We start from the raw sequence: 24958 nt of genomic DNA, 5'->3' as shown, positions 1-24958 counted from the left end.
TTCGTGAAATCCCTTGTCGTACCGCGCTACACAGGGTCCCTCCACGGCAGAGTAGCCCTCCGGTGTGGTCAAGGTCTCTGTGAGTCAGCGCTGCGGACACGCTGCTTTCTTTGTGGAGTCCCTACGAATGGCCCAATGATTCTTTGCCCGCGGCGCAGCTCTTGTCCCCGGGTTTACCCTCCCCCGAGCTCTTGATGAGCAGGGGGCGCCCCCATGTAGCGTTCGCGATGGCTTCGACGTACTACGGGTAACAGCAGCGGAAGAGGGTGGGGCGCCGTGGCGCGCAGACCGGTGGCCTGGGTTGGCGCGATCGTTCTCCTCGCGGAGGCGGTCGGCATCGCGCTCCTCAACTGGATCCTCGGCAGCGTCGTCGACAACCAGGACATGTCCCTGGCCGGCCTCGATCCGCAGGCGATGACCGTCTCGACCTGGATCGCCGGCGCCCTCATCGGCGGCTACCTCGCGCTGTGCGCCCTCGTCATGGCCCGCGCCGCCGTCCGCGACCGCGCCCCCGGCAACTTCGGGCGCATCCTCCTGATCAGCTGCGCCGTCGTGCACGCGCTGCTCGGCGCCTTCTGCGTCGGCCTGGTGGGCTGGGCCGCGTTCGCGTTCATGATGGTCGTGCTCGGCCTGATCGTCCTCACCCTCGTGGCGTACGAGAAGAAGGCGCAGCAGGCCCTCGTGCCTACCGCCGCCACAACTCCGTGATGCCCACGCCCAGTTCCGCGAGCAGGCGGCGCAGCAGCGGCAGCGAGAGCCCGATGACGTTGCCGTGGTCGCCCTCGATGCCCTCGACGAACGGCGCCGAGCGGCCGTCCAGCGTGAAGGCGCCCGCCACGTGCAGCGGTTCGCCGCTCGCGACGTACGCGGCGATCTCGTCGTCGGAGGGCTCGCCGAAACGGACCACGGTCGACGCCGTCGCCGACGCGTACCGCCCGGAGGCGGTGTCGTAGACGCAGTGGCCGGTCTGCAGGACGCCCGCGCGGCCGCGCATGGACTTCCAGCGGGCGGTGGCCTCCTCGGCGTCGACCGGCTTGCCGAGCGCCTCGCCGTCCAGCTCGAGGACCGAGTCGCAGCCGACGACCAGCGCACCCTTGGCCTCGGGCCGCGCGGCGACCACGGACGCCTTGGCCTCGGCCAGGGCGAGGGCGAGCTCGGCGGGCGTCGGCGCGGAGACCTTGTCCTCGTCGACACCGCTGACGATCACCTCGGGGGCGAGGCCGGCCTGGCGGAGCAGGCCGAGCCTGGCGGGTGACTGGGAGGCGAGGACGAGGCGGCGGGGCTGATCATTCATGCGGTCAGGGTAGCGAGCGCCGCGCGACCACGGCAGGGCGTGCGGCCCTCAGTGGATGCCCAGCACGAACATCGCCACCACCATGGCCAGGGCGAGGACGAGGCCCGTGCGGCGCATCCTCGCCTGGAGGTCCCGCATGTCCTTTGGAGGGTTGTCCTCCGGATCCGACCACAGCATGCAATCGATGGTGCGACCGGCCGGGCCGGGACGCCTGAGTACGCGTACTCAGGTTCCCGGCCCCGCACGCCTATCCCGGCCAGTAGGTGCGGCCCCAGGCGGTGGGGGACGGCGCGGGCAGCCGGTGCCTGGCCACCCGCGCGGGGTCGGCCCAGGAGTCGGGCAGCGCGGGCGCGCCGGACGGCTGGCCGGCGACCGCCGCGGCGCGCACCTGGACCACCGCCAGGGCGGCCGCGAGCTCCTCCGGGGTCGGGTTGCCCCGTACGACCTTGATCACGAGGGCTCCTTACTGATCGCGTCTTACAGGGGGATGTTGCCGTGCTTCTTCGGAGGGAGGGATTCCCGCTTCGTACGCAGCTGACGCAGGCCGCGCACAAGGTGGGAGCGGGTTTCGGACGGCATGATCACCGCGTCCACGTAGCCGCGCTCGGCCGCCGTGTACGGGTTGAGCAGCGCGTCCTCGTACTCCTGGATGAGCTGCGCGCGGGCCGCCTCCTGGGCCGCCTCGTCACCGGCCGCGGCGATGGCGCGGCGGTGCAGCACGTTCACCGCGCCCTGCGCGCCCATCACCGCGATCTGCGCCGTGGGCCAGGCCAGGTTCAGGTCCGCGCCCAGGTGCTTGGAGCCCATCACGTCGTACGCGCCGCCGAACGCCTTGCGCGTGATGATCGTGATCAGCGGGACCGTGGCCTCCGCGTACGCGTAGATCAGCTTCGCGCCGCGGCGGATGATGCCCGTGTGCTCCTGCTCGACGCCCGGCAGGAAGCCCGGCACGTCGACGAAGGTGATGACCGGGATGTTGAACGCGTCGCAGGTGCGGACGAAGCGGGCGCCCTTCTCGGAGGCGTCGATGTTCAGACAGCCGGCGAACTGCGTCGGCTGGTTGGCGACGATGCCCACCGGGTGGCCCTCGACGCGGCCGAAGCCGGTGAGGATGTTCGGCGCGAACAGCGGCTGCGTCTCGAAGAACTCGCCGTCGTCAAGGACGTGTTCGATGACGCCGTGCATGTCGTACGGCTGGTTGGCGCTGTCCGGGATCAGCGTGTCCAGCGCCAGGTCGTCGTCCGTGGGCGCCAGGTCCGCCTCCTCGGGGAAGGCGGGCGGCTCGCTGAGGTTGTTCGAAGGCAGGTACGACAGCAGGGACTTGACGTACTCGATGGCGTCCTTCTCGTCGCCCGCCATGTGGTGCGCCACGCCCGACGTCGCGTTGTGCGTGCGCGCGCCGCCCAGCTCCTCGAAGCCGACGTCCTCACCGGTGACGGTCTTGATGACGTCGGGGCCCGTGATGAACATGTGGGAGGTCTGGTCGACCATGACGGTGAAGTCGGTGATGGCGGGGGAGTAGACGGCGCCGCCCGCGCACGGCCCGACGACCAGGGAGATCTGCGGAATGACACCCGAGGCGTGGGTGTTCCTGCGGAAGATCTCGCCGTACATCCCAAGAGCCATGACGCCCTCCTGGATGCGGGCGCCGCCCGAGTCGTTGATGCCGATGACCGGGCAGCCGGTCTTCAGCGCGAAGTCCATGACCTTGACGATCTTCTGGCCGAAGACCTCGCCGAGCGCGCCGCCGAAGACGGTGAAGTCCTGCGAGAAGACGGCGACCGGGCGGCCGTCGACGGTGCCGTAACCGGTCACCACGCCGTCGCCGTACGGCCGGTTCTTCTCCAGGCCGAAGTTGGTCGAGCGGTGCTGCGCGAACTCGTCGAACTCGACGAAGGAGCCCTCGTCGAGCAGGAGTTCAATGCGTTCGCGCGCCGTCAGCTTCCCCTTGGCGTGTTGCTTCTCGACCGCGCGGGCCGAGCCCGCGTGCTTGGCCTCCTCGATGCGGCGCCGCAGATCGGCGAGCTTGCCCGCGGTCGTATGGATGTCGATGGCGCCGTCTTCGGCGGTGCGGTCTGACGCGGGCACGTTGGGCTCTTCCGGCTCGGACATCGGGATGCGGCTCCCTGCCTGCTCAAAGGGGCTTGTCTAACGGCTGTGCGGCTGGCTACTGACCCGTAGCGTATCGGCGCGCATACCGTTCGGCAGTGCGGCGTTTACCACACCTAAGGTGGCTTGCATGACGCCGTCAGATGCTGAAGACAACCGCTGGTCCGACCTCGACAGGCCGCCCCTGAACGCCGCCTCGCTCCGCCGGACCCTGCTGAGGGACGGCGGCCTGTGGTCCTCCCTCGACGTGGTGGCCACCACCGGCTCCACCAACTCCGACCTCGCGGCGCGCGCGGACGAGCTTCCCGAGGGTGCCGTCCTCGTCGCCGAGGAGCAGAGCGCGGCCCGCGGCCGTCTCGACCGGCGCTGGTCCGCGCCCGCCCGCTCGGGCCTCTTCTTCTCCGTGCTGCTCAAGCCCGTCGGGGTGCCGGTCGAACGGTGGGGCTGGCTGCCGCTGCTCACCGGGGTCGCGGTCGCCACGGGCCTCTCGCGGACGGCAGGCGTCGACACGGCACTCAAGTGGCCCAACGACCTCCTGGTGACCGTCGGCGATCAGGAGCGCAAGGCGGGCGGCATCCTCGCGGAGCGGGCGGGCTCGGCGTCCGGCGGCGGCATCGTCGTCGGCGTCGGCCTCAACGTCACCCTGCGCGAGGACGAGCTGCCCGTGCCGACAGCGGGCTCGCTCGCGCTGGCCGGCGCGAAGGTCACGGACCGCGACCCGCTGCTGCGGGCGGTACTGCGGTCCCTGGAGCACTGGTACGTCACCTGGCGCGACGAGTCCGGCGACCCGGCCGCCTCCGGCCTCCAGGAGACCTACGCCGCCGGCTGCGCGACACTCGGCCGCCACGTCCGCGCGGAACTCCCCGGCGACCGCTCCATCGTGGGCGAGGCGGTAGCGGTCGACGGCGACGGCCGCCTGGTCCTGGCCACACAGGAAGGCGTACAGCAGCCGGTGGGAGCGGGCGACATCGTGCACCTGCGCCCGACGCAGTAACGACGAGCTCCGCAGGCTGCTGTTCAGGGGAGGGGCGCGGGGAACTGCGCGACCGGCCACGATGGGCCCGCGGGTGCGGGATGGCGCGGCGTGGCGCGTGGGGTGGGGTGCTGGGCGGAGTGACGGTGCGCTGTTTAGGGGCGCGGGGAACTGCGCGATCGGCCACGGCGGGCCCGCGGGTGTGGGACGGCGTGGGGTGGCAGGTGGGTGCCGGGTGCTGTTTAGGGGCGCGGGGAACTGCGCGATCGGGCACGACGGACCCGCGGGGTGCCGGGCGGCGTGGCGTGGCACAGGCGACGCAGTGGTTGGCGGCGGGGGCCGGAGGGGTCGACCCGCCGGCGTCAAGAAGCGCGTCCCGGGAGTCGGGAGTGAGCTGCGGCACACCTGCCGTAAAGTTGACGCCGGTCGATACATGACCGCGGCAGATCGGAAGGGCAGCAGGCGTGACCGGCGACGACACGGGCTTCGGCGAGGGTGCACTCCCCGCCCCCGACGACGGGTCCGGCCGTACCCCCGGGCCCGTGGCCGCCCGTGACGGCGGGACGGAGGGCGCGGTGCCGGACGGCGCGAGAGACGTCTCCGAGGTCTCCCGGACGGGCGGAGTACCCGAGGTCTCCCGGACGGGCGGAGTTCCCGAGGTCTCCCGGACGGGCGGAGTACCCGAGGTCTCCCGGACGGGCGGAGTTCCCGAGGTGGACGAGAAGAACGAAGGCGACGCGGAGAAGGACCCGCTCGCTCTCCGCCTCGAACAGCTCATCCTCGGCGCCGACCGCCGCTACACCCCCTTCCAGGCGGCCCGCAGCGCGGGCGTCTCGATGGAGCTGGCGTCCCGGTTCTGGCGGGCCATGGGCTTTCCCGACATCGGCCAGGCCAAGGCGCTGACCGAGGCGGACGTGCTGGCCCTGCGCCGCCTCGCGGGCCTCGTCGAGGCGGGCCTGCTGAGCGAGGCCATGGCCGTGCAGGTGGCCCGTTCGACGGGGCAGACCACCGCCCGGCTCGCCGAGTGGCAGATCGACTCCTTCCTGGAGGGGCTGACGGAGCCGCCCGAGCCCGGCATGACCCGCACCGAGGTCACGTATCCGCTCGTGGAGCTGCTCCTGCCCGAGCTGGAGGAGTTCCTCGTCTACGTGTGGCGGCGCCAGCTCGCCGCCGCGACCGGACGCGTGGTGCAGGCCGCGGACGACGAGGAGATGGTCGACCGGCGGCTCGCCGTCGGCTTCGCCGACCTCGTCGGTTTCACGCGGCTGACCCGGCGCATGGAGGAGGAGGAGCTCGGCGAGCTCGTCGAGGCCTTCGAGACGACCGCGGCCGACCTGGTCGCCGCGCACGGCGGGCGGCTCATCAAGACCCTCGGCGACGAGGTCCTGTACGCCGCCGACGACGCGGGCGTCGCCGCGGAGATCGCGCTGCGGCTCATCGAGACCATGGCCAACGACGAGACCATGCCGGAGCTGCGCGTCGGCATCGCCTTCGGCACGGTCACCACGCGCATGGGCGACGTCTTCGGCACGACGGTGAACCTCGCGAGCCGCCTCACGTCGATAGCGCCCCGGGACGCGGTCCTCGTGGACGGGGCGTTCGCGGAGGAGCTGACGCGGACGGGCGACGCGCCGGCCTCCGAGACGCAGGCCGCGGAGGAGGCCGCCGCGGCGGAGAAGGAGGGCGAGGAGCCGCCCTCGTACCGCTTCGCGCTCCAGCCGATGTGGCAGCGCCCGGTACGCGGTCTCGGCGTCGTCGAGCCGTGGCTGATGGCGCGAAGGGGCTGAGGAGTCCCTTCCCCCGTGACGGGCCCGGCTGACATGATCCCCGGGTAACGGCCGTTAATCGGAGGTGGAGGAGGCGTCATGGGTGACGAGCAGCGGTACGGGGAGTACGTGGCGGTCAGGCGGCACGGCCACGTCGTCGAGCTCGTCCTTGACCGCCCCAAGGCGATGAACGCCGTCTCCTCGGAGATGGCCCGCTCCATCGCCGCCGCCTGCGCCGCACTCGGCGAGGACCCCGACGCCCGCGTCGTCGTCCTGACCTCCACCCATGAGCGGGCCTTCTGTGTGGGCGCCGACCTGAAGGAGCGGAACTCCTTCAGCGACGCCGAGTTGCGCCGCCAGCGCCCCACGACACGCGCCTCCTACACCGGCGTGCTGGAACTGCCCATGCCCACCGTCGCGGCCGTGCACGGCTTCGCGCTCGGCGGCGGGTTCGAGCTCGCGCTCTCCTGCGACATGATCGTCGCCGACCCGACCGCCGTCGTCGGACTCCCCGAGGTGTCCGTCGGCGTCATCCCGGGCGGCGGCGGCACCCAGCTCCTGCCGCGCCGCGTGGGCGCCGCCCGCGCCGCCGAGCTGATCTTCTCCGCGCGCCGCGTGGAGGCCGCCGAGGCGCGGGAGTTGGGCCTGGTCGACCTGCTCGTGGCGGAGGGCGAGGCCCGTACGGAGGCGCTGGCGCTCGGCGCCCGCATCGCCGCGAACTCGCCCGTCGGCCTCCGTGCGGCCAAGCGTGCCCTGCGCCTCGGGCACGGCCTCGACCTGCGGGCGGGCCTGGAGGTCGAGGACGCGGCGTGGCGCACGGTGGCGTTCTCGGGCGACCGGGCGGAGGGCGTCGCCGCGTTCAACGAGAAGCGGAAGCCGCAGTGGCCCGGGGAGTAAGGGCCCTGGGGAATAGGGGCCCGGGGAGTGGAATTGCCGCAAACCTCCTAATCTAGGGAAATGGGTGAGGATGTCCGGCTGCGGGCCGTGGTGGAGCTGGCGCAGGGAATGGCCGCCGCGCACACTCCGCGCGAGTCCTGGCGGGCAGCCGCCGCCGGCGCCTGCCGCGCGCTGAGCGGGAGCTTCGCGGCGCTGTCCGTCTGGGAGCGGGACATGGGGCGGCTGCGGGTCCTGGTGAACGCAGGGCAGCGCGTCGAGGGCGAGGTGGAGTTCCCGGAGAACGAGGCGTACCCCGTGAACCGGTTCCCCGAGATCACCGAGTTCCTGCACGAGCACTGGGCGGGCGGCGGCGAACCGCACGCGTGGGTCGAGACGGCCGAGGGCCCCGCGGACTCCCGCGCACCCGGCTACTGCCACCAGCGGGTGGCCGCGCTGCGCCGCCGGGGCCGCGGCTGCTGCGTCGTCGCGCCAATCGTGCTGCACGGGCGCGCGTGGGGCGAGCTGTACGTGGCACGCCCGCCGGGCGCGCCGGTCTTCGACCGGGCCGACGCCGACTTCGCGACGGTCCTCGCGGCGGTGGTGGCCGCCGGGATCGCGCAGACCGAGCGCCTGGAGGAGGCGCGCCGTCTGGCCTTCACCGACGCGCTGACCGGCCTCGCCAACCGGCGCGCGGTCGATCTCGGGCTCGACCGGGCGGTGGAGCGGCACCTCGCCGACGGGACCGTGGTGAGCCTCGTCGTCTGCGACGTGAACGGGCTCAAGCGGGTCAACGACACCCGGGGCCACGCGGTCGGCGACCGCCTCCTGGAGCGGTTCGGCTCGGTCCTCTCGCTCTGCGGCGCGATGCTGCCGGGGACGCTCGCGGCGCGCCTCGGAGGCGACGAGTTCTGCCTCCTCTCGGTCGGTCCCACGGCCGACGAGGTGGTGCGGGCCGCCGACGAACTCTGCGTACGGGCGGCGGAGTTGGAGCTGGGTGACGGGGTCGCGTGCGGCGTCGCCTCGACCGATGACCCGATCGGTCCCGTGCGGTCGGCCCGCCGCCTCTTCCGTCTCGCCGACGCGGCGCAGTACCGCGCGAAGGCCGCACGCGCGGCGAAGCCGGTGGTGGCGGGGCGCGAGGGCGTGGACGACCCGGTGGTCCGTCTCGCCGACGCGTCCCCGGGGTCGCCTCCGGCGGGGGAGCGGCGGAGGTTCCGGGGGCGGAGCGCTCCCGACGAGGACAGGCCCTAGCGGCATGCGCGTGATCAGTCGGTCGAGCCATGCCCGGCTGTGCGATGAATCCGCTCGGGCGCGGTCGGCCTCGCGGTAAGTGGCTCTCGGCGAATCCACCCGTGACACTCGGCGATTCAGTCCGTACGCTGCTGAATATGGATATGCACAGCGTGGGCACCGTGGCCCTTGGGACGTCCGGGACGACCGCGGCGGACGTCATCGCCGTCGCGCGCGGAAACGCACGGATCGAACTGTCCGCCGAGGCGCTGGCGGCACTCGCCACGTCCCGGGAGATCGTCGACGCGCTCGCGGCCAAGCCCGAGCCCGTGTACGGCGTCTCGACCGGGTTCGGCGCCCTGGCCAGCCGCCACATCGGCCCCGACCTCCGCGCCCAGCTGCAGCGCAACATCGTCCGCTCGCACGCGGCCGGCATGGGCCCGCGCGTGGAGCGCGAGGTCGTCCGCGCGCTGATGTTCCTGCGCCTCAAGACGGTCTGCTCGGGCCACACGGGCGTGCGCCCCGAGGTCGCGCAGACGATGGCCGACGTACTGAACGCAGGCATCACACCCGTCGTCCACGAGTACGGCTCGCTGGGCTGCTCCGGCGACCTCGCGCCGCTCAGCCACTGCGCCCTGACGCTGATGGGCGAGGGTGACGCGGAGGGCCCCGACGGTGAGCTGAAGCCCGCGGGCGAGCTGCTCGCCGCGCACGGCATCACCCCCGTCGAGCTCCGCGAGAAGGAGGGCCTGGCCCTCCTCAACGGCACCGACGGCATGCTCGGCATGCTGGTCATGGCCCTCGCCGACCTGGAGAACCTCTACAAGTCGGCCGACGTCACCGCCGCCCTCACCCTGGAGGCCCTGCTCGGCACGGACAAGGTCCTCGCGCCCGAGCTGCACGCCATCCGCCCGCACCCGGGCCAGGCCGCCTCCGCCGCCAACATGCTGGCGGTCCTCGCCGGTTCGGGCCTCACAGGCCACCACCAGGACGACGCGCCGCGCGTCCAGGACGCGTACTCGGTGCGCTGCGCCCCGCAGGTCGCGGGCGCGGGCCGCGACACGATGGCGCACGCGCGGCTCGTCGCCGAGCGCGAGCTGGCGGCCGCCGTCGACAACCCCGTCGTGCTGCCCGACGGCCGTGTCGAGTCGAACGGCAACTTCCACGGTGCCCCGGTCGCGTACGTCCTGGACTTCCTCGCGATCGCCGCGGCCGACCTCGGCTCGATCGCGGAACGCCGCACGGACAGGCTCCTGGACAAGAACCGCTCGCACGGCCTGCCGCCGTTCCTCGCGGACGACGCGGGCGTCGACTCCGGCCTGATGATCGCCCAGTACACGCAGGCTGCGCTGGTCAGCGAGATGAAGCGGCTCGCCGTCCCGGCCTCGGCCGACTCCATCCCGTCCTCCGCGATGCAGGAGGACCACGTGTCGATGGGCTGGTCGGCGGCCCGCAAGCTGCGTACGGCCGTCGACAACCTGACCCGCATCGTCGCGATCGAGCTGTACGCCGCGACGCGCGCCGTCGAACTCCGCGAGGGCCTCACCCCGGCCCCCGCGACGCAGGCCGTCATCGAGGCCGTCCGCAAGGCGGGCGTCGAGGGCCCCGGCCCGGACCGCTTCCTCGCGCCGGACCTCGCGGCGGCGGACGCGTTCGTACGGAAGGGCGCGCTCGTGGCGGCGGTGGAGCCGGTCACGGGGACGCTGGCCTAGGGCCTGTCCGCCAGAACCGGGGCGAGGGCCTCGCCGACCCGGGACGCGAGGGTGTCCCAGGGGCGGGATTCGACCACGGGCAGAGCGTGCCGGGCCGCCTCACGGGCGAGCCAGTGCGAGTACGCGGCGCTGACCTCGGCACGCTCTGTCTGTACGCCGCTCCCGGGCTCCCGCGAGGCGTAGTTGGCGGTGATCCGCCCGGCATCGCCCTCGTGCACGAACACGGCCCGCACGTGCCGGCCCGCGACGCTCCCCTCGCGGACGGCCCGCGCGGCGGCGGCCGGGGTGAGGTAGTCACCCTCGACCACGGCGGGCACGTCGACCGTGAGGCGGTTGCGCACAATGCCGAGGACGGCGGGCTCCAGGGCGCGGGCGGTGGCGATCTGCAGTTCGAGTACGCGCCCGGCGGACAGCTCCGCGTCGCCCGCCCCGTCGAAGTGGTGCAGGCCCGGATGCTGCTCGGCCGTGGTGATCGCCCGCACCGCCTCGACGACGTCGTCGAACTCGACGACGAAGGCGCCACGTTCCCCGGCGAGCCGGTCCGCCAACCGGCTCTTGCCGACACCGGAGGCACCGCCGATCAGCAAGATGTCCCAGGGGGAGTACGTCACGGGCCGACGGTGTCTTCCAGGGCGCGGCGCGCCGCGCCCTGGGGGTCCGGACGAGGCGGGCTTCCCGTGTGGTTCCCGGCGCCGATCATCGCCAGCAGCGACCCGTGCGTCTCCGCGTCGGCCGCCGCCACGAGGCCGCGGCCCGCGGGCCCGATCGGGGCGCCGTCGATCCCCGTGACCACGCAGCCCGCGGCCCGGCACAGGGCGATACCGGCGGCGAAGTGCACGCTCTCCGAGAGGTCGCCGCCATCGGTGATGTACGCGGCGCGCCTGCCGGCCGCGACCCACGCCAGGGCCAGCGTCGTGGACACGACCCGCGGCCGGAACCGTGCGACGAAGCCGGCGTCGGCCAGCAGGTCCACGGCCCGGAAGCCGGGGGCGTTCGGGAACGGCGGATCGAGGTTGACGTCCACGAGCCGGGTGGCGGACGTGGGCGCCAAGGGGGCGGCGGCTCCCCCGTGTCCCTCGTGCTCCACCCGGGCGGTCGTCCCGTCGGTGCTGAAGACCTCACCGCTGAACGGGTCGGCCACCGCCGCCGCGCCACCGCGCAGCGCGACGTTGACGGCCACGAGCATGGTGCCGACGGCGTAGTTCAACGTCCCGCAAAGGGGGTCCACCAGCCACTGGCGCGGGGCGTCCGCGGCGCCCCGCTGCCCGCCTTCCTCACCGAGCACCGAATCCTGTGGCCGCGCGGCACGGATGACATCGAGGATCGCCTTCTCGGCCGCCACGTCGGCGGCGGTGGCGAAGTCCCCGGCCCCCTTGTCGATCCGGTCGAGCCGCTGCCCGTACATCTCCCGGACCACGTCCGCCCCGGCCCGCGCCCCGGCTGCCGCCACCGCGGCGTCGTCCCACCCCGTGCACGAGTCGCTCACGTCAGGGAGTGTCCATCTCCGTCCCGCTCCCTGCGTACCGAGAAGACCACGAAGCCCGCGCCCAGGCTCAGGAACGCCGTGCCGCCGACCACGTACGGAGTCGAGTCGAAGCCGCCCGTCTCGGCCAGGCGGGACGAGGACGCGGTGGTCTCGTGCTGGGGAGAAGCCCCGTCCGAGGCCGAGGTGGAAGCCGAGGTGGAGGGGTGGTTCTCGCGGGGTGAGTCGGGTGTCGCGGGGGAGGTCGCGTTCGCGGAGGGAACGAAGCACAGGGCGCCGAGGAGGGCTCCCGCGGCGGCGGTGGTCAGCAACGATCGGCGTGCGGACACGGAATCGGATCCCCCTTGTGGCGCTGGCGAATTGGCCGTGTGGGGCGATGCTAATGAAAGGTGCGGGTCGCGGGAAAGTCGCGAGCTTCGGGAGCCGTACGCTCCGACGTATGAGTGGAGACGAGACATCACGGTATGTACGGCTGCGGGTCGAAATGGTCGTCGAGGTGGGTGACGCCGAGAAGCTGACCGGCGCCGCGCTGAGCCGCATCGCCGAGGACGAGCAGATGCCGGGCGAGGAGCGGGCGCACGCCGAGACCGCCGTCCAGGAGGACGTCGCCGAGGCGCTCGCCTACCTCGTGGACCCCTTCGACCTGGTCAGCCAGGTGCCAGGGACCGAGCTCACCCAGGCCTCCTGGAGCAGTGAGCCGGTCGACTACGACCCCGATTCGCCGGACTGGGACCCGGACGAGGATGATGACGCGGAGGACGACGAGCTGTAGCGCCGGATTCGGGTTGAGGAATCCGGAATCGGGAACCCCGGGCAGCAACCGCCGCCCGGGGTTCCGTCGTCTCAGCCTGCACGGTGATCGACGGGAGGGGACCCGGTGCCGACAATCCAGTACCGCGGACGTGGTGTTCCCCACACTCTTCGCGGAAGTGGAACGGGACGAACCGGGCAGGACGTTATGCGGGGTTACGGGGACCTCCGGGACTCTCAGGGCTCTCGGGGTTGACTTCGGGGATTCGGCAACTATGGAGATGCGTGTGATGACGGACAGTGGGCCTCGCAGGCTCGGACGTGGACGCAGGAGCGTCGCGGCCGTGTCCGCCCTGATGGGCGGCGTGCTCGTGCTCTCGGCGTGCAGCAGCGACGACGGCGACAAGGCCTCGGGCGGCAAGGAGTCGCAGAACCAGGTCGACGAGGCGGCGGCCAAGAAGTCCTCCGCGGCCCAGATCAAGATCGCGCCGAAGAACGGCTCCGACAACGCAAGCATCAACAGCGCGGCCAAGGTCACGGTCACCGAGGGCACGCTCACGAACGTGACGATGAAGCCGGCCGACGGCGGCGCCGCCGTCCAGGGGCAGATAGCCGCGGACGGGAAGAGCTGGAAGCCCAGCGGCCAGCTCGAGCGCGCCACGAGGTACAAGATCTCGGCGACCGCCAAGGACTCCGAGGGCCGCAAGGCGCACGAGAACTCGGCGTTCACGACCGTCTCGAAGGCCAACAGCTTCATCGGGAACTTCACGCCCGAGGACGGCTCCACGGTCGGGGTCGGCATGCCCGTGTCGATCAACTTCGACAAGGCGATCACCAACAAGAAGGAAGTGCAGTCCGCGGTCAAGGTGTCGTCCGACAGCGGCCAGGAGATCGTCGGCCACTGGTTCGGGGCGAACCGTCTGGACTTCCGTCCCGAGGACTACTGGAAGGGCAACTCCACCGTCACTCTGAAGCTGAACCTCGACGGCGTCGAGGGTGCCGACGGCGTCTATGGAGTGCAGCAGAAGACCGTCCAGTTCAAGATCGGGCGCAACCAGGTCTCCATCGTCGACGCCAAGACGAAGACGATGAAGGTGACCCGGGACGGCAAGGTCGTGAAGTCCATCCCGATCTCCGCGGGCTCGCCCGAGAACAAGACGTACAACGGCAAGATGGTGATCTCCGAGAAGTTCAAGGAGACCCGCATGGACGGTGCGACCGTCGGGTTCAAGGACGGCGACGGCAAGGGCGAGTACGACATCAAGGACGTGCCGCACGCCATGCGCCTGTCGAACTCCGGCACCTTCATCCACGGCAACTACTGGGGTTCGCCCTCCATCTTCGGCGGCGCCAACACCAGCCACGGCTGCATCGGCCTCCAGGACGCCAAGGGCGCGGGCGACAAGAGCACCCCGGGCTCCTGGTTCTACGAGAACTCCATCACCGGTGACGTCGTCGACGTCCGCAACACCGGCGACAAGGTCATCGCCCCGGACAACGGCCTCAACGGCTGGAACATGGACTGGGCGCAGTGGAAGGCGGGCTCCGCCGTCTGACGGGGCCGGAATTCTTCGTCCCGGCCCGATCAGGCCGGGACGAACACCGCGCTCACGGTGTACGGGCGGTCCATCGTGATCGTCACGTGCTCGGCGGTGATGTCGTGACGCCGGCCGTCGACGACCCAGGCACCCACCTGGTACCCGGCGGCCGGCTTCGCCATGAGGCCGACCGTGGTCCCGGGGGCGTAGGGGCCGTGGACGGCCGGCCGTACCGTGCCGTTCGGGCTCGCTCCGATCGTGAGCGGGTGCCGGGTGCGGGCGATCCGCAGTGAGCGGTAGCCCGCCACGACGGGCGCGGTCCTGCGGGCCAGGGCGGCGTTGTTGTTGTCCTCGTCGCCCAGGGGCTGGCCGTCGACGGTGTTCTCGGTGTTCGAGTACTGGTTGACGGGAGAGCAAGGGGCGCCGCAGCTCTCGGCGTAGGCCATCAGCGAGTGGTGGTCGCGGCGCGGGGTGACCCAGCCGGTCCCGCTGGGGGAGTTGAGCAGCCGCAGGTAGGAACGGCCGGGCCCGTTCCGTTCGAGGGTGGCGCGGTCGTGGAACAGGCCGAGGTTGTGGCCGAGTTCGTGCCCGAGGTTGTACCACTCGACCAGGGACTGGACGTCGACGGCCGAGTAGGCCAGCTCGCTGTCCATACGCCCCCGCGTGGGCAGGCTGGCCTGGCCCGACGAGCCGACGGGGACGTCGTTGACGACGGTGACCAGGTCGACGCCCAGCCGCTCGCGGTGGCGGTGCGCGGCCGCCCCCAGGTCGGGGTCCCGGGGGTCGGAGAGCTTGTCGAGCATGAGGTCGGCCGTCTGGTCGCCGCTGTAGCCGGTGTCGTAACGGTCGACGATGTCGATCCTGGCCGCCACGTCGCTGTCGGCCAGGGCCTGGTTCATATAGGACTCGGCCGTCCCGAGGCGGGCCGCCATCTCCTGCTCGCCGCCGACGCGCCGCACCGCGGCAGGCGTGTGACCGGCCAGGACGTCGATGACGACGGGAGCGGCGGGGTCGGCAGGGGCGCGGTCCGCCAGGGAGTCGTGCAGTTCGCGTGCGGTCCGCTCGTCGAGGGCGGCACCGTCGGGTTCGGGGTGCCGGCGCGCCGCCGGGTCCTCCTCGGTGATCCGCAGCCGCGGCCGCTGCCCCGGCAGGGTGGTGAGGTGGTACGTGCGCGCCCCCAGGTCGACCAGGGCGTCCAGGACGGGCTGGGTGCCGGGGGCGGGCCGGGTGCCGGGGGCGGTCCTGGCGCCGTCGGCGGACCCGCACAGGTGACTCGCCGAGATCACCGCCTGCTGGTCCGGGGCCCCCTTGATGTGGCCGGTCCACGTGACGGTGTCCCCCTCCGCCTCGCGGCCGTCCTGGACGACGCCGAGCCGTACTCCGGGGAAGAGGTCGAGGCGGTGCTCGGCGGCCCGGCCGAAGCCGCCGGAGCCGCCGGAGGCGCACACCCAGTGGTAGTCGGCGAGGTCGAGGCCGACGGTACGTTCTCGCAGCACGTCTTCCCTCAGCACGTCTTCTCTCAGCACGTCGTTCTCGTTCGCGGCGGGGCCGGGGCCCGACGGGTGCGGTTCGGACGTGGCGGCGGCCGTGGTGAGGGACAGGGCGGCGGTGAGGCAGGCCAGCCGGATCGCGCCGCGCGGGCGCAGAGGTCGCGTCGGGATCATGGCGCTTGTCGTTCCACCGCGGAGAGGTACGGCAACCGCCGCCCCGGCCGCGTCACCCGAGCGCGCGCCGCCTGCACTCACACGGCCGCGTCCATTGTGGAATTGGCTTGATCCGGCCAATCGCGGTCAAGGTGCATGCATTTCGGACAGCATCAACTCTGCGCTTCCGCCTCACTATTGAGCAGGTGTTCGCCCCTCGGCATACTGCGATCTCCGAGGGGCTGCAGCCCCTTAACCTCCAGGGGGAGACTTGCACAGACAAGTGAAGAGAGCGTACGGGGCCAGTATCGCCGCGGCGGTCGCCGTGGCACTCGCGGCGGGCATGACCAGCCCCGCGGCCGCGGCACCGGCACCCGTGGGACAGACGGCCGGGGCGGGGGGCCCGCTCGGCGAGGCCGCGGGCAAGGACCGCGTCACGCTGATCACCGGCGACCGTGCCGTCCTCGACGCCGACGGCCGTGTCATCGGGCTCGACCGCGCCAAGGGCCGGGAGCACATACCCGTCCAGGTGCGGCGCAGCGGCGGGCACACGCTGCTGATACCCGCCGACGCCCAGCGCCTGATAGCCGACGGCACCGTCGACCGGCGCCTGTTCGACGTCACGGAGCTGAACAAGAAGCGCAACCGTACGGCCCAGAAGAAGGGCCTCAAGGTCATCGTCGGCTACAAGGGAGCCGCGACGGCTGCCAAGGCCGACGTTCGCTCCGCCGGTGACACCACCGTCCGCAGGACCCTGAAGGCGCTGAACGCCGACGCCGTCAGCACGCCCAAGCAGGACGCGGCCGACCTGTGGGCCGCGCTCACCAGCGGCAAGGGCGGCGCCCGCACCGCCGCGTCCGGCATCAGTCACGTCTGGCTCGACGGTGTCCGCAAGGCGACCCTCGACAAGAGCGTCAAGCAGATCGGCGCCGACAAGGCCTGGGCCGCCGGATACGACGGCAAGGGCGTCAAGATCGCCGTCCTGGACACCGGCGTCGACGCCACGCACCCGGACCTCAAGGACCAGGTGATCGGCGAGAAGAACTTCACGCAGTCGGCCGACGCCAAGGACCGCTACGGCCACGGCACGCACGTCGCGTCCACCGCGGCCGGTACCGGAGCCAAGTCCGGCGGCAAGTTCAAGGGCGTCGCACCCGGCGCCAAGCTGCTCAACGGCAAGGTCCTCGACGACGAGGGTTACGGAGACGACTCCGGGATCATCGCCGGCATGGACTGGGCGGCCGCCGAGGGCGCCGACGTCGTCAACCTCAGCCTCGGCGGCGGCGACACCCCCGGTGTCGACCCCCTCGAAGCGCAGGTCGACAAGCTCTCCGCCGACAAGGGCATCCTCTTCGCCATCTCGGCGGGCAACGACGGCTCGCCCGGTTCGGTCGGTTCGCCGGGCAGCGCGGACTCGGCGCTGACCGTCGGCGCGGTCGACGACAACGACAAGCTGGCGGACTTCTCCAGCCAGGGCCCGCGGGTCGGCGACGGTGCGATCAAGCCCGACGTGACCGCACCCGGCGTCGACATCACCGCCGCCGCCGCGCCCGGCAGCGTCATCGAGAAGGAGGTCGGCCAGAACCCCGAGGGCTATCTGACGATCTCCGGCACCTCGATGGCCGCCCCGCACGTCGCCGGCGCCGCCGCCCTGCTCAAGCAGCAGCACCCCGAGTGGAAGCAGCCCGAGCTGAAGGGCGCCCTGACCGGCTCCACCAAGCCCGGCAAGTACACGCCCTTCCAGCAGGGTTCGGGCCGCATCGCCGTCGACAACGCCCTGAAGCAGACCGTGATCGCCGACCCGGTGTCGGTGAGCTTCGGCACGCAGCAGTGGCCGCACACCGACGACAAGCCGGTCACCAAGAAGGTGACGTACAAGAACCTCGGCAAGGACGACGTCACCCTCGACCTCACGGTGACCGCCACCGACCCCAAGGGCCGCCCCGCCCCCGCCGGGTTCTTCACCCTCGGCGCGAAGAAGGTCACCGTCCCCGCGGGCGGCACCGCCTCCGTCGACATGACGGCCGACTCCAAGCTGGGCGGCACGGTCGACGGCGCCTACTCCGCGTACATCGTGGCGAAGGGCGGCGGCCAGTCCGTGCGCACCGCCGCCGCGGTCGACCGCGAGGTGGAGTCGTACGACGTCACGCTGAAGCACATCGGGCGTGACGGACAGCCGACGAAGCACTACTCCGCCTCCCTCCAGGGCATCCTCGGCGGCGGCGTGGGCACGGACCTGATGCCGTACGACCCGTCCGGCACCGTCAAGGTCCGCGTGCCCAAGGGCAGCTACATCCTCGACTCGAACGTCGCGGTCGACATGGAGAACCTCGACAAGGGCATCGACTGGCTCGCCCAGCCGAAGCTCGACGTCACCAAGAACACCACGGTGACGGTCGACGCGCGGACCGCCAAGCCGGTCGGCGTCACCGTGCCCGCGGCCGACGCCAAGAGTGTGCTGGCCGCGCCCGACTACATGGTCGAGACGCCGAACCTCTCCAGCAGCTTCGGCTGGCTCCTGGAGGAGTACAAGAACTTCCGCACCGGCGCCGTCGGTGCCGCCCCGACCGGCGTCAAGCTCAGCCAGCAGTGGGCGGCCGTCTGGACCAAGGGCGACAACACCGAGTACAACACCCTCGCGGGTGGCGCGGTGAAGCAGCTCGCCACCGGCTACACCAAGAAGTACAAGGCGAGTGAGCTGGCCACGGTCAAGGCCGGTCTCGGCGCCTCCACGAGCGGCAAGAAGGGTTCGCTGCGCGCGGCCGGTGAGCTGCCCGACACCAGCGGCACCTGGTCCATCTCCGTTCCGACGAAGCTGCGCACCAACCGCACGGTGTACGTGTCCACCGCCGACAAGGTGAAGTGGGGCCTGGAGTTCGAGCAGAACGGCCCGGACGACGCCGAGGGCTGGCCGACGACCGAGGCCGTGTACAGCCTGGGCACCCCGCAGACCTTCAAGGCGGGCCAGAGCTACGACAAGACGTTCAACACGGCCGTCTTCGGTCCGCGCATCGGCGGTGAGTTCGGCGTCCACCGGGACGGCAACGAGATCACGGGTTACCTCCCGCTGTTCGCCGACGGCAAGACGCACGTGGGGTCCTCGCTCTACACCTCGGTGAAGACGACGCTGTCCCGCAACGGCACCCAGATCGGCGAGAACGACGACCCGCTGGTCGGCGACAAGCCGTTCAAGGTTCCGTCGGCCGACGCCGAGTACAAGCTGTCGACGTCGGTGAAGCGCAGCGTCAAGGTGGCCGCGGCCTCCACGCGCATCGACGCGAGCTTCACGTTCCGCTCCAAGAAGGTGGAGAGCGCGAAGCTCCCCGTCTCCACGGCGCGGTTCAGCCCCGCGGTCGACCTGAGCAGCAGGGCGGAGGCCGGCAAGAAGCAGTACGTGCCGGTCAAGGTCCTGGGTGCGGCGGCCGGCGCCAACCTCAAGTCGCTCACGGCGTACGTCTCGTACGACTACGGGCAGACCTGGGAGAAGGCCAAGGTCACCAACGGGAAGATCCACGTGAAGAACCCGGCGAAGGACAAGGGCATCTCGTTCCACGCCAAGATCACGGACAAGAAGGGCAACAAGTCGACGCTGTCGATCTACAACGCGTACTACGGCAAGTAGGCACCTAGGGGTGCGGGGCCGTTAGGCCCCCGCCTCTGCCGGCGCGGCGCCGAAGGGACTGTCGATCACGTATCGCCAGAACCCGTCGGCGCCGCGTCGTGCACCCTGCGCGGCCGCTGGACCACGCTCGTGGTCCGCGAACTGCTGCGCCGCGAGACCCAGGCGTACGGCGAACCGGCCGCCGCTACGGACTCACGCCGCACGGGAAGGGGCTGGCGACGGTGTTGCAGGCCCTGTGGGACCGGGATGCCGCTGCGCCTACTGTGTCCCCATGACGGAGATCACGAAGCACGAGAGCGGCACCGGTGCCGGCCAGGAACCGCTGCCCAAGGCCGAGTTCGCCTTCCCCGGACCGCTGCGCGACCAGCTGGTGGCGGCCATCCTCGACGGGTCCAAGACCTCGACGACGGGGCTGCTCATCGGCTACGAACGGGACGGCGAACCGCTGCCCGTCGTGGGGGAGCGTGCCGCCGTCGTCGACTCCGACGACCGGCCCGTCGCCGTCATCGAGGTCACGGACGTCCGCGTCGCGCCGCTCGGCGAAGTGGACCTCGCCCACGCCGTGGACGAGGGCGAGGGGTTCACCACCGTCGCCCAGTGGCGCGCGGGGCACGAGGAGTTCTGGCACAGTCCGGAGCTGCGGGCCGAGCTCGGCGACGACGGCTTCACCGTGGACGACGCGACACCGCTCGTCCTGGAGCGGTTCCGGCTCGTCGCCGACCTGCGGGAGAAGTGACCGGCCGTGCCCTTCGCCCGCGCGGCCGACGGAACCGCCCTCCACTATCAACTGCACGGTTCCGGCGAACCGTTGGTGCTGATCGCCGGACAGTCCAACAACCACCACTGGTGGGACCCGGTGCGGGACGACTTCGCCGCCCGCTTCACCACCGTCGTCCTCGACCACCGCGGCACCGGCGACAGCGACCGCCCGGACACCGACACGTACAGCACCCCGAACTTCGCCCGTGACGTGCTCGCCGTCCTCGACCACGCGGGCATCGACCGCGCCCACGTCTACGGCACGTCCATGGGCGGCCGTATCGCCCAGTGGCTCGCCGCCGACCACCCGGCCCGCGTCGTCCGCCTCGTCCTCGGCTGTACCTCGCCCGGCGGCCCGCACGGCGTCGAGCGCGGCCCGGAGGTCCGCTCGGCCCTGACCCAGGACGACCCGGACGCCGTGCGCCGCGCCCTGCTGGAGCTGATGTACACCCCGGCCTGGCTCGCCGAACAGGAACGGGCCCACCCCGGGCGGACGTTCCACACCCTGGGTGACGCGACCATGCCCGCGTACGCCCGCCGCCGCCATCTGCGGGCCAGCTCCCGCCACGACGCCTGGGACGCGCTGGCGCGGATCGAGGCGCCGACGCTCGTCGTCCACGGCACGGACGACACGTTCAACCCGGCCGCCAACGCCCCGCTGCTCGCCGCCCGCATCCCGGACGCCAGGACCCTGCTCGTGCCCGGCGCCCGGCACGCGTACTTCGAGGAGTTCGCGGACGTCGCCACCGCGCCTGTGCTCGCCTTCCTGGCTCAGTCCCCGCTGCCGTAGGGCTTGGTGATGATCTCCAGGCTGTGGCCGTTCGGGTCCTCCCAGTAGAGGCCGCGGCCGCCGTCGTTCGTGTTGATCTCGTTGGCGCGCCGGTGGTACGGGTCGGCCCAGTAGGTCAGGCCGCGGTCCTTGATGCGCCCGAAGATGTTGTCGAACTCGTCGTCCGAGACGAGGAAGGCGTAGTGCTGCGGCACGAACGGGCCGCCGTCGCCCTCGTAGAAGTCGAGGGTCACGCCGTTGGGGATCTCCACGGGGAAGAAGGGGCCGTACTGGGGGCCGACCTCCAGCCCCAGAATGTCCGCGAGGAACTGGGCGGACGCCTTCTTGTCCTCGGCTGCGACGATGGTGTGGTTCAGCTCGATCGACATCGTGCGACCTCCTCGTTGATCCGTGAATCCCGCTGTGCGGCGGTGACACGGACCACGTTAGGAGCGGGCGCACGGCCCCGGTATCGGCCACGGGGCCCAGCCCGCTGCACCTTGCGGACTAGGCCCCGTGCCCGAGACGAGATCAGGCCACACGCACGTCAGATCGTCGCGGTGTCGATCACGAAGCGGTAGCGCACGTCGCTGGCGAGGACCCGCTCGTACGCCTCGTTGATCTGGTCGGCGCGGATCAGCTCGATCTCCGAGCCGAGCCCGTGCGCCGCGCAGAAGTCCAGCATCTCCTGCGTCTCCTGGATGCCGCCGATCATGGAGCCCGCGAGGGTCTTGCCGCCGCCGATCACGGAGAAGAGGTTGAGGGAGACCGGCTCCTCCGGGGCGCCGACGTTCACGAAGGCGCCCTCCGAACGCAGCAGGCCCAGGTACTTGTCCAGCGGCAGCGGCGCGGAGACCGTCGAGAGGATCAGGTCGAAGGAGCCCGCCAGCTGCTCGAAGGTGGCGTCGTCGCTGGTCGCGTAGTAGTGGTCGGCGCCCAGCTTCAGGCCGTCGTCCTTCTTGCGCAGGGACTGCGACAGGACGGTCACCTCGGCACCCATGGCGTGCGCGATCTTGACGGCCATGTGGCCGAGACCGCCCAGACCCACGATGGCGATCTTCTTGCCGGGGCCCGCCTGCCAGCGGTGCAGCGGCGAGTACGTCGTGATGCCGGCGCACAGCAGCGGCGCGGCCACGTCGAGGGAGAGCCCGTCGGGAATGCGGACGGTGAACGCCTCGTCCACGACGATGTGCGTGGAGTAACCGCCGTAGGTCGGCTCGCCGTCCTTGCCGAGCCCGTTGTACGTCGGGACGTTGCCCTGCACGCAGTACTGCTCCAGGCCGGCCTTGCAGTTCTCGCACTCGCGGCAGGAGTCGACCATGCAGCCGACACCGACGCGGTCACCCACGGCGAACTTGGTGACACCGGCGCCGACCTCGGTGACGACACCGGCGATCTCGTGGCCGGGCACCATCGGGTAGATGCCCTCGCCCCAGCCGTCGCGGGCCTGGTGGATGTCCGAATGGCAGATACCGGCGTACTTGATGTCGATCAGGACGTCGGACTCGCCGACGGCGCGGCGCGGCACGGTGGTCCGCTCCAGGGGCGCCTCGGGGGCGGGAGCGGCGTAGGCGGAAACGGTGGTGATCTGCTCAGTCATGTCATCGAGGCTGCCACTGACCTGCGACGTCACCCAGACACCCGTTCTGCCTACGACCACTGTGCCTACCACTGGCGGGGTCAGGCTCGCGGACGTACGACCCTGGATACTGGACATATGGACGACGACAACAACGTGGGCGATGGGCAGCCCGGGGCCCGGCCGCTGGACAGCAGGGCCGAGCTGAGCGAGTTCCTGCGCACCCGCAGGGCGCGGCTGCAGCCCCAGGACGTCGGCCTGCCGAACTTCGGACGACACCGCAGGGTGCCAGGACTGCGCCGCGAAGAGCTCGCACAGCTCGCCGGGGTCTCCGTCGCGTACTACACACGCCTCGAACAGGGCAACGGCCGCAACGTCTCCGCCGAGGTGCTCGACGCCATCGCGCGCGCCCTGCGGCTGACCGACGCCGAGCAGGCCCACCTGACGCGCCTCGCGAAGCCGAAGGCCCTCAAGAAGAAGCGGGCGACGCGCCAGCAGCACATGCGTCCCGCGCTCCAGCAGCTCCTCGACACCGTCGTGACCGTGCCCGCGTACGTGGTCGGCCGCCGCTCCGACATCCTCGGCTGGAACGCGCTCGCCGCGGCGCTCTTCGGCGACTGGGGCGAGCTCGCGCCCGCCGAGCGGAACTGGGCGCGCATCTGCTTCCTCGACCCGCGCTCGCGCGAGCTCTTCATGGACTGGGACAAGAAGGCGTCGGACATCGTCAGCTACCTCCGCATGGACGCGGGCTGCTACCCCAACGACCCGGAGCTGTCCTCCCTGGTCGGCGAACTCTCCGTGAAGAGCGAGGAGTTCAGGAGCCTGTGGGCCACGCACGACGTCCGCGAGAAGGGCCACGGCGTCAAGCGCCTGCGGCATCCGCTGGTGGGCGAACTGACGCTCTCGTTCGAGACGCTGCGGCTGCCGGACGACTGCGACCAGTCGCTGCTGATGTACCACGCGGAGCCGGACTCGGCGTCGGCGCAGGCGCTGCGGCTGCTCGCCAGCTGGGGCCGGGACGCGTCGTCGGTGGGCGCGGCGAGGAAGTGAACCGCCGGACAGGCCCGGGGAGGTCCGTGATTTCGCGGGGGGCGGAACCCCGCACGCTGCGCGGACGGCTGTCCCGCTCCTAGGCTGAGGAAGTGAGCAGCCAAGAGCGCCAGAAGGCGAACGAAGCCCGCGTCATCCACCTGCGCCCGCTCAAGGCGGCGCCGAACCCCGCACAGCCGGGCCGGTCCGGAGAGGCCAAGGAGCCCCTGTGGCGCGACGTCGTCGGAGACGTCCTGCGCACCGAGCGCCTCGCACAGGAGCGCACCCTCAAGGACGTGTCAGACGCCGCCCGGATCTCCATGCCCTACCTCTCCGAGGTGGAGCGCGGCCGCAAGGAGGCCTCGTCCGAGGTCCTCGCGGCCGCCGCCCAGGCACTCGGCCTCGGCCTGTCCGACGTGCTGTCCCTCGCCCAGACGCGCCTGGCCGGCCTTCCCCGCGCGAGGCCGGCCAGGGCGTCGTACCAGGCCGAAGTGCGCCTGGCCGCTTGACGGCGGGGCCCTGCCCGCCGCCGCTCAGGCCGCGACGGGCAGGGCGCGCCTGCTGAGCACCTGATCGGCGAGCCCGTACGCGACCGCCTCCTGCGCGGTGAACACCTTGTCGCGGTCCATGTCGGCGCGCAGCGTGGCGACGTCGTGGTGCGTGTGGTGGGCGAGGACCTCCTCGACCTGCGAGCGGATGCGGAGCATCTCCTTCGCCTCCAGGGCGAGGTCGGACACCGTGCCCTGCCGCCCGCGGCTCGCGGGCTGCCCGAGCAGCACGCGCGCGTGGTCGAGGACGAACCGCCGCCCCGGGTCGCCGCCGGCGAGCAGCACGGCGGCCGTCGACGCGGCCTGGCCGACGCAGAACGTCGAGATCGGCGCGGAGATGAAGCTCATGGTGTCGTAGATGGCCATGAGCGAAGTGAAGGAACCCCCCGGCGAGTTGATGTAGACGGCGACCTCGCGCTCGGGGGCGGAGGACTCGAGGTGCAGCAGCTGCGCGATGACGACGTTGGCGACGCCGTCGTCGATCTCGGTCCCAAGGAAGATGATCCGTTCCGACAGCAGTCGGCTGTAGACGTCGTACGCCCGCTCGCCCCCCTGCGGAGTGCGCTCGATGACGGTGGGAATGGTGTACTGACTCATTTCTGTCTCCCCCTCAGATCCCGAGCCCGATACGCCGCTTGCTGCCCGCGGGCCGGACGTCCTCCAGTGACGCGACCACGTGGTCGACCATCCCGTACTCCTTGGCCTGCTCGGCCGTGAACCAGCGGTCCCGGTCGCCGTCCCGCGAGATCGTCTCCTCGCTCTGCCCGGTGTGCTCGGCGGTGAGCCGCTCGATGGTCCGCTTCGTGAACTCCAGGTTCTCCGCCTGGATGGCGATGTCGGCGGTGGTGCCGCCGATGCCGGCGGACGGCTGGTGCATCATGATCCGCGCGTTGGGCAGCGCGAACCGCTTCCCCGCGGTGCCGACGCTGAGCAGGAACTGACCCATGCTGGCGGCGAATCCCATGGCGAGCGTGGCCACGTCGTTCGGGATGAGCCGCATGGTGTCGTAGATGGCGAGCCCCGCGGTCACGGACCCGCCCGGACTGTTGATGTAGAGGGAGATGTCGGTCTTCGAATCCTCCGCCGACAGCAACAGCATCTGCGCGCACACGCGGTTGGCGGACACCTCGTCGACCTGCGTCCCGAGGAACACGATCCGCTGGTTGAGCAGTTGCGCGGCGAGATGGTCGTCGAACCGCGACGGAGCGGTCTCCCCGTCCTCACCCCGCGGCCGCGCCCCCGAGTCCCAGCCGCTGTCGAGCCCTGTCATCGCGCCTC

General features: G+C 71.5%; 25 protein-coding genes. 13 read left to right on the top strand and 12 right to left on the bottom strand.

The features are described 5' to 3' along the window. The first annotated feature begins 276 nt into the window (after nt 1-276). Nucleotides 277-708, top strand: a complete 432-nt coding sequence (locus AB0N81_RS35690) for a hypothetical protein (protein ID WP_365365915.1) — start codon at nt 277-279, stop codon at nt 706-708. On the opposite strand, the gene AB0N81_RS35685 is transcribed toward AB0N81_RS35690, so the two are convergent. The 4 genes from AB0N81_RS35685 to AB0N81_RS35670 form a co-directional block, all read right to left on the bottom strand. Continuing rightward, the gene (locus tag AB0N81_RS35685) at nt 686-1294 is read right to left on the bottom strand and encodes a nucleoside triphosphate pyrophosphatase (RefSeq protein WP_365365913.1); all 609 of its coding nucleotides are present in this window, start codon (nt 1292-1294) and stop codon (nt 686-688) included. The two genes, AB0N81_RS35690 and AB0N81_RS35685, sit on opposite strands and share 23 nt — an antisense overlap. Nucleotides 1295-1342: 48 nt before the next feature. Then, nucleotides 1343-1471 (bottom strand): hypothetical protein, encoded by a 129-nt coding sequence (locus AB0N81_RS35680; RefSeq protein ID WP_365365911.1) that lies wholly within the window; start codon nt 1469-1471, stop codon nt 1343-1345. A gap of 70 nt (nt 1472-1541) precedes the next feature. Beyond that, nucleotides 1542-1748 (bottom strand): acyl-CoA carboxylase subunit epsilon, encoded by a 207-nt coding sequence (locus AB0N81_RS35675; RefSeq protein ID WP_365365909.1) that lies wholly within the window; start codon nt 1746-1748, stop codon nt 1542-1544. Between the two features lie 23 nt (nt 1749-1771). Further along, on the bottom strand, nt 1772-3406 hold the full coding sequence (locus AB0N81_RS35670; RefSeq protein WP_365365907.1) for an acyl-CoA carboxylase subunit beta: 1635 nt from the start codon (nt 3404-3406) through the stop codon (nt 1772-1774). Nucleotides 3407-3533: 127 nt separating this feature from the next. On the opposite strand from AB0N81_RS35670, the gene AB0N81_RS35665 reads away from it, so the two are divergent. The 5 genes from AB0N81_RS35665 to hutH all read left to right on the top strand — a co-directional run bounded on the left by AB0N81_RS35665 (nt 3534) and on the right by hutH (nt 9960). Further along, nucleotides 3534-4397 (top strand): biotin--[acetyl-CoA-carboxylase] ligase, encoded by an 864-nt coding sequence (locus tag AB0N81_RS35665; RefSeq protein ID WP_365365905.1) that lies wholly within the window; start codon nt 3534-3536, stop codon nt 4395-4397. Nucleotides 4398-5089: 692 nt separating this feature from the next. Continuing rightward, entirely contained in the window at nt 5090-6163 is a 1074-nt protein-coding gene (locus AB0N81_RS35660) for an adenylate/guanylate cyclase domain-containing protein (RefSeq protein WP_365365987.1), read from the top strand. Nucleotides 6164-6241: 78 nt separating this feature from the next. Next, nucleotides 6242-7039 (top strand): enoyl-CoA hydratase-related protein, encoded by a 798-nt coding sequence (locus AB0N81_RS35655; protein ID WP_365365903.1) that lies wholly within the window; start codon nt 6242-6244, stop codon nt 7037-7039. Nucleotides 7040-7099: 60 nt separating this feature from the next. Beyond that, nucleotides 7100-8269 (top strand): GGDEF domain-containing protein, encoded by a 1170-nt coding sequence (locus AB0N81_RS35650; protein WP_365365901.1) that lies wholly within the window; start codon nt 7100-7102, stop codon nt 8267-8269. A gap of 143 nt (nt 8270-8412) precedes the next feature. Beyond that, the gene (hutH, locus tag AB0N81_RS35645; RefSeq protein WP_365365985.1) at nt 8413-9960 is read left to right on the top strand and encodes a histidine ammonia-lyase; all 1548 of its coding nucleotides are present in this window, start codon (nt 8413-8415) and stop codon (nt 9958-9960) included. Here hutH and AB0N81_RS35640 read toward each other — a convergent pair. From AB0N81_RS35640 to AB0N81_RS35630, 3 genes are read right to left on the bottom strand one after another with little or no spacing between them, the layout of a single operon-like run. Continuing rightward, nucleotides 9957-10571, bottom strand: a complete 615-nt coding sequence (locus AB0N81_RS35640; protein ID WP_365365899.1) for an AAA family ATPase — start codon at nt 10569-10571, stop codon at nt 9957-9959. The two genes, hutH and AB0N81_RS35640, sit on opposite strands and share 4 nt — an antisense overlap. Next, nucleotides 10568-11446: an inositol monophosphatase family protein gene (locus AB0N81_RS35635; protein ID WP_365365897.1), complete on the bottom strand. Its 879-nt coding sequence runs from the start codon at nt 11444-11446 to the stop codon at nt 10568-10570. Before AB0N81_RS35635 ends, AB0N81_RS35640 begins: the two co-directional genes overlap by 4 nt. Further along, nucleotides 11443-11754 (bottom strand): LAETG motif-containing sortase-dependent surface protein, encoded by a 312-nt coding sequence (locus tag AB0N81_RS35630; RefSeq protein WP_365365983.1) that lies wholly within the window; start codon nt 11752-11754, stop codon nt 11443-11445. Before AB0N81_RS35630 ends, AB0N81_RS35635 begins: the two co-directional genes overlap by 4 nt. Before the next feature lie 128 nt (nt 11755-11882). Here AB0N81_RS35630 and AB0N81_RS35625 point away from each other — a divergent pair, with 128 nt between their 5' ends. Further along, entirely contained in the window at nt 11883-12215 is a 333-nt protein-coding gene (locus AB0N81_RS35625) for a hypothetical protein (RefSeq protein ID WP_365365895.1), read from the top strand. A 253-nt stretch (nt 12216-12468) separates the two neighbouring features. Next, nucleotides 12469-13749, top strand: coding sequence for an Ig-like domain-containing protein (locus AB0N81_RS35620; RefSeq protein WP_365365893.1), 1281 nt, complete (start codon nt 12469-12471; stop codon nt 13747-13749). Between the two features lie 29 nt (nt 13750-13778). On the opposite strand, the gene AB0N81_RS35615 is transcribed toward AB0N81_RS35620, so the two are convergent. Beyond that, nucleotides 13779-15395 (bottom strand): reprolysin-like metallopeptidase, encoded by a 1617-nt coding sequence (locus AB0N81_RS35615; RefSeq protein ID WP_365365891.1) that lies wholly within the window; start codon nt 15393-15395, stop codon nt 13779-13781. Between the two features lie 262 nt (nt 15396-15657). Here AB0N81_RS35615 and AB0N81_RS35610 point away from each other — a divergent pair, with 262 nt between their 5' ends. The 3 genes from AB0N81_RS35610 to AB0N81_RS35600 all read left to right on the top strand — a co-directional run bounded on the left by AB0N81_RS35610 (nt 15658) and on the right by AB0N81_RS35600 (nt 20545). Next, on the top strand, nt 15658-18996 hold the full coding sequence (locus AB0N81_RS35610) for a S8 family serine peptidase (protein WP_365365889.1): 3339 nt from the start codon (nt 15658-15660) through the stop codon (nt 18994-18996). A gap of 271 nt (nt 18997-19267) precedes the next feature. Beyond that, nucleotides 19268-19732: an ASCH domain-containing protein gene (locus AB0N81_RS35605; RefSeq protein WP_365365887.1), complete on the top strand. Its 465-nt coding sequence runs from the start codon at nt 19268-19270 to the stop codon at nt 19730-19732. Between the two features lie 6 nt (nt 19733-19738). After that, a complete protein-coding gene (locus AB0N81_RS35600) occupies nt 19739-20545 on the top strand; it encodes an alpha/beta fold hydrolase (RefSeq protein ID WP_365365885.1) in 807 nt (268 codons plus the stop codon). Here AB0N81_RS35600 and AB0N81_RS35595 read toward each other — a convergent pair. Together AB0N81_RS35595 and AB0N81_RS35590 are read right to left on the bottom strand one after the other, a co-directional pair. Continuing rightward, the gene (locus AB0N81_RS35595; protein WP_365365883.1) at nt 20527-20913 is read right to left on the bottom strand and encodes a VOC family protein; all 387 of its coding nucleotides are present in this window, start codon (nt 20911-20913) and stop codon (nt 20527-20529) included. The genes AB0N81_RS35600 and AB0N81_RS35595 overlap by 19 nt on opposite strands. Before the next feature lie 158 nt (nt 20914-21071). Next, nucleotides 21072-22124 (bottom strand): NAD(P)-dependent alcohol dehydrogenase, encoded by a 1053-nt coding sequence (locus AB0N81_RS35590; protein ID WP_365365881.1) that lies wholly within the window; start codon nt 22122-22124, stop codon nt 21072-21074. 117 nt (nt 22125-22241) lie between these two features. Between AB0N81_RS35590 and AB0N81_RS35585 the strand changes: the two genes are divergently transcribed. Together AB0N81_RS35585 and AB0N81_RS35580 are read left to right on the top strand one after the other, a co-directional pair. After that, nucleotides 22242-23153 (top strand): helix-turn-helix transcriptional regulator, encoded by a 912-nt coding sequence (locus AB0N81_RS35585; protein ID WP_365365879.1) that lies wholly within the window; start codon nt 22242-22244, stop codon nt 23151-23153. Nucleotides 23154-23293: 140 nt separating this feature from the next. Next, on the top strand, nt 23294-23641 hold the full coding sequence (locus AB0N81_RS35580) for a helix-turn-helix transcriptional regulator (RefSeq protein ID WP_365365980.1): 348 nt from the start codon (nt 23294-23296) through the stop codon (nt 23639-23641). 24 nt (nt 23642-23665) lie between these two features. On the opposite strand, the gene AB0N81_RS35575 is transcribed toward AB0N81_RS35580, so the two are convergent. After that, nucleotides 23666-24277 (bottom strand): ATP-dependent Clp protease proteolytic subunit, encoded by a 612-nt coding sequence (locus tag AB0N81_RS35575; RefSeq protein WP_365365877.1) that lies wholly within the window; start codon nt 24275-24277, stop codon nt 23666-23668. A gap of 13 nt (nt 24278-24290) precedes the next feature. Next, nucleotides 24291-24950 carry an ATP-dependent Clp protease proteolytic subunit gene (locus tag AB0N81_RS35570; protein ID WP_365365875.1) on the bottom strand — a complete coding sequence of 220 codons (660 nt, stop codon included), beginning with the start codon at nt 24948-24950 and terminating at the stop codon, nt 24291-24293. Between the last annotated feature and the right edge of the window lie 8 nt (nt 24951-24958).

It is taken from the genome of Streptomyces sp. NPDC093510 (assembly GCF_040683555.1).
Classification (GTDB): domain Bacteria; phylum Actinomycetota; class Actinomycetes; order Streptomycetales; family Streptomycetaceae; genus Streptomyces.
This window is presented reverse-complemented; position numbering and strand designations above follow the sequence as displayed.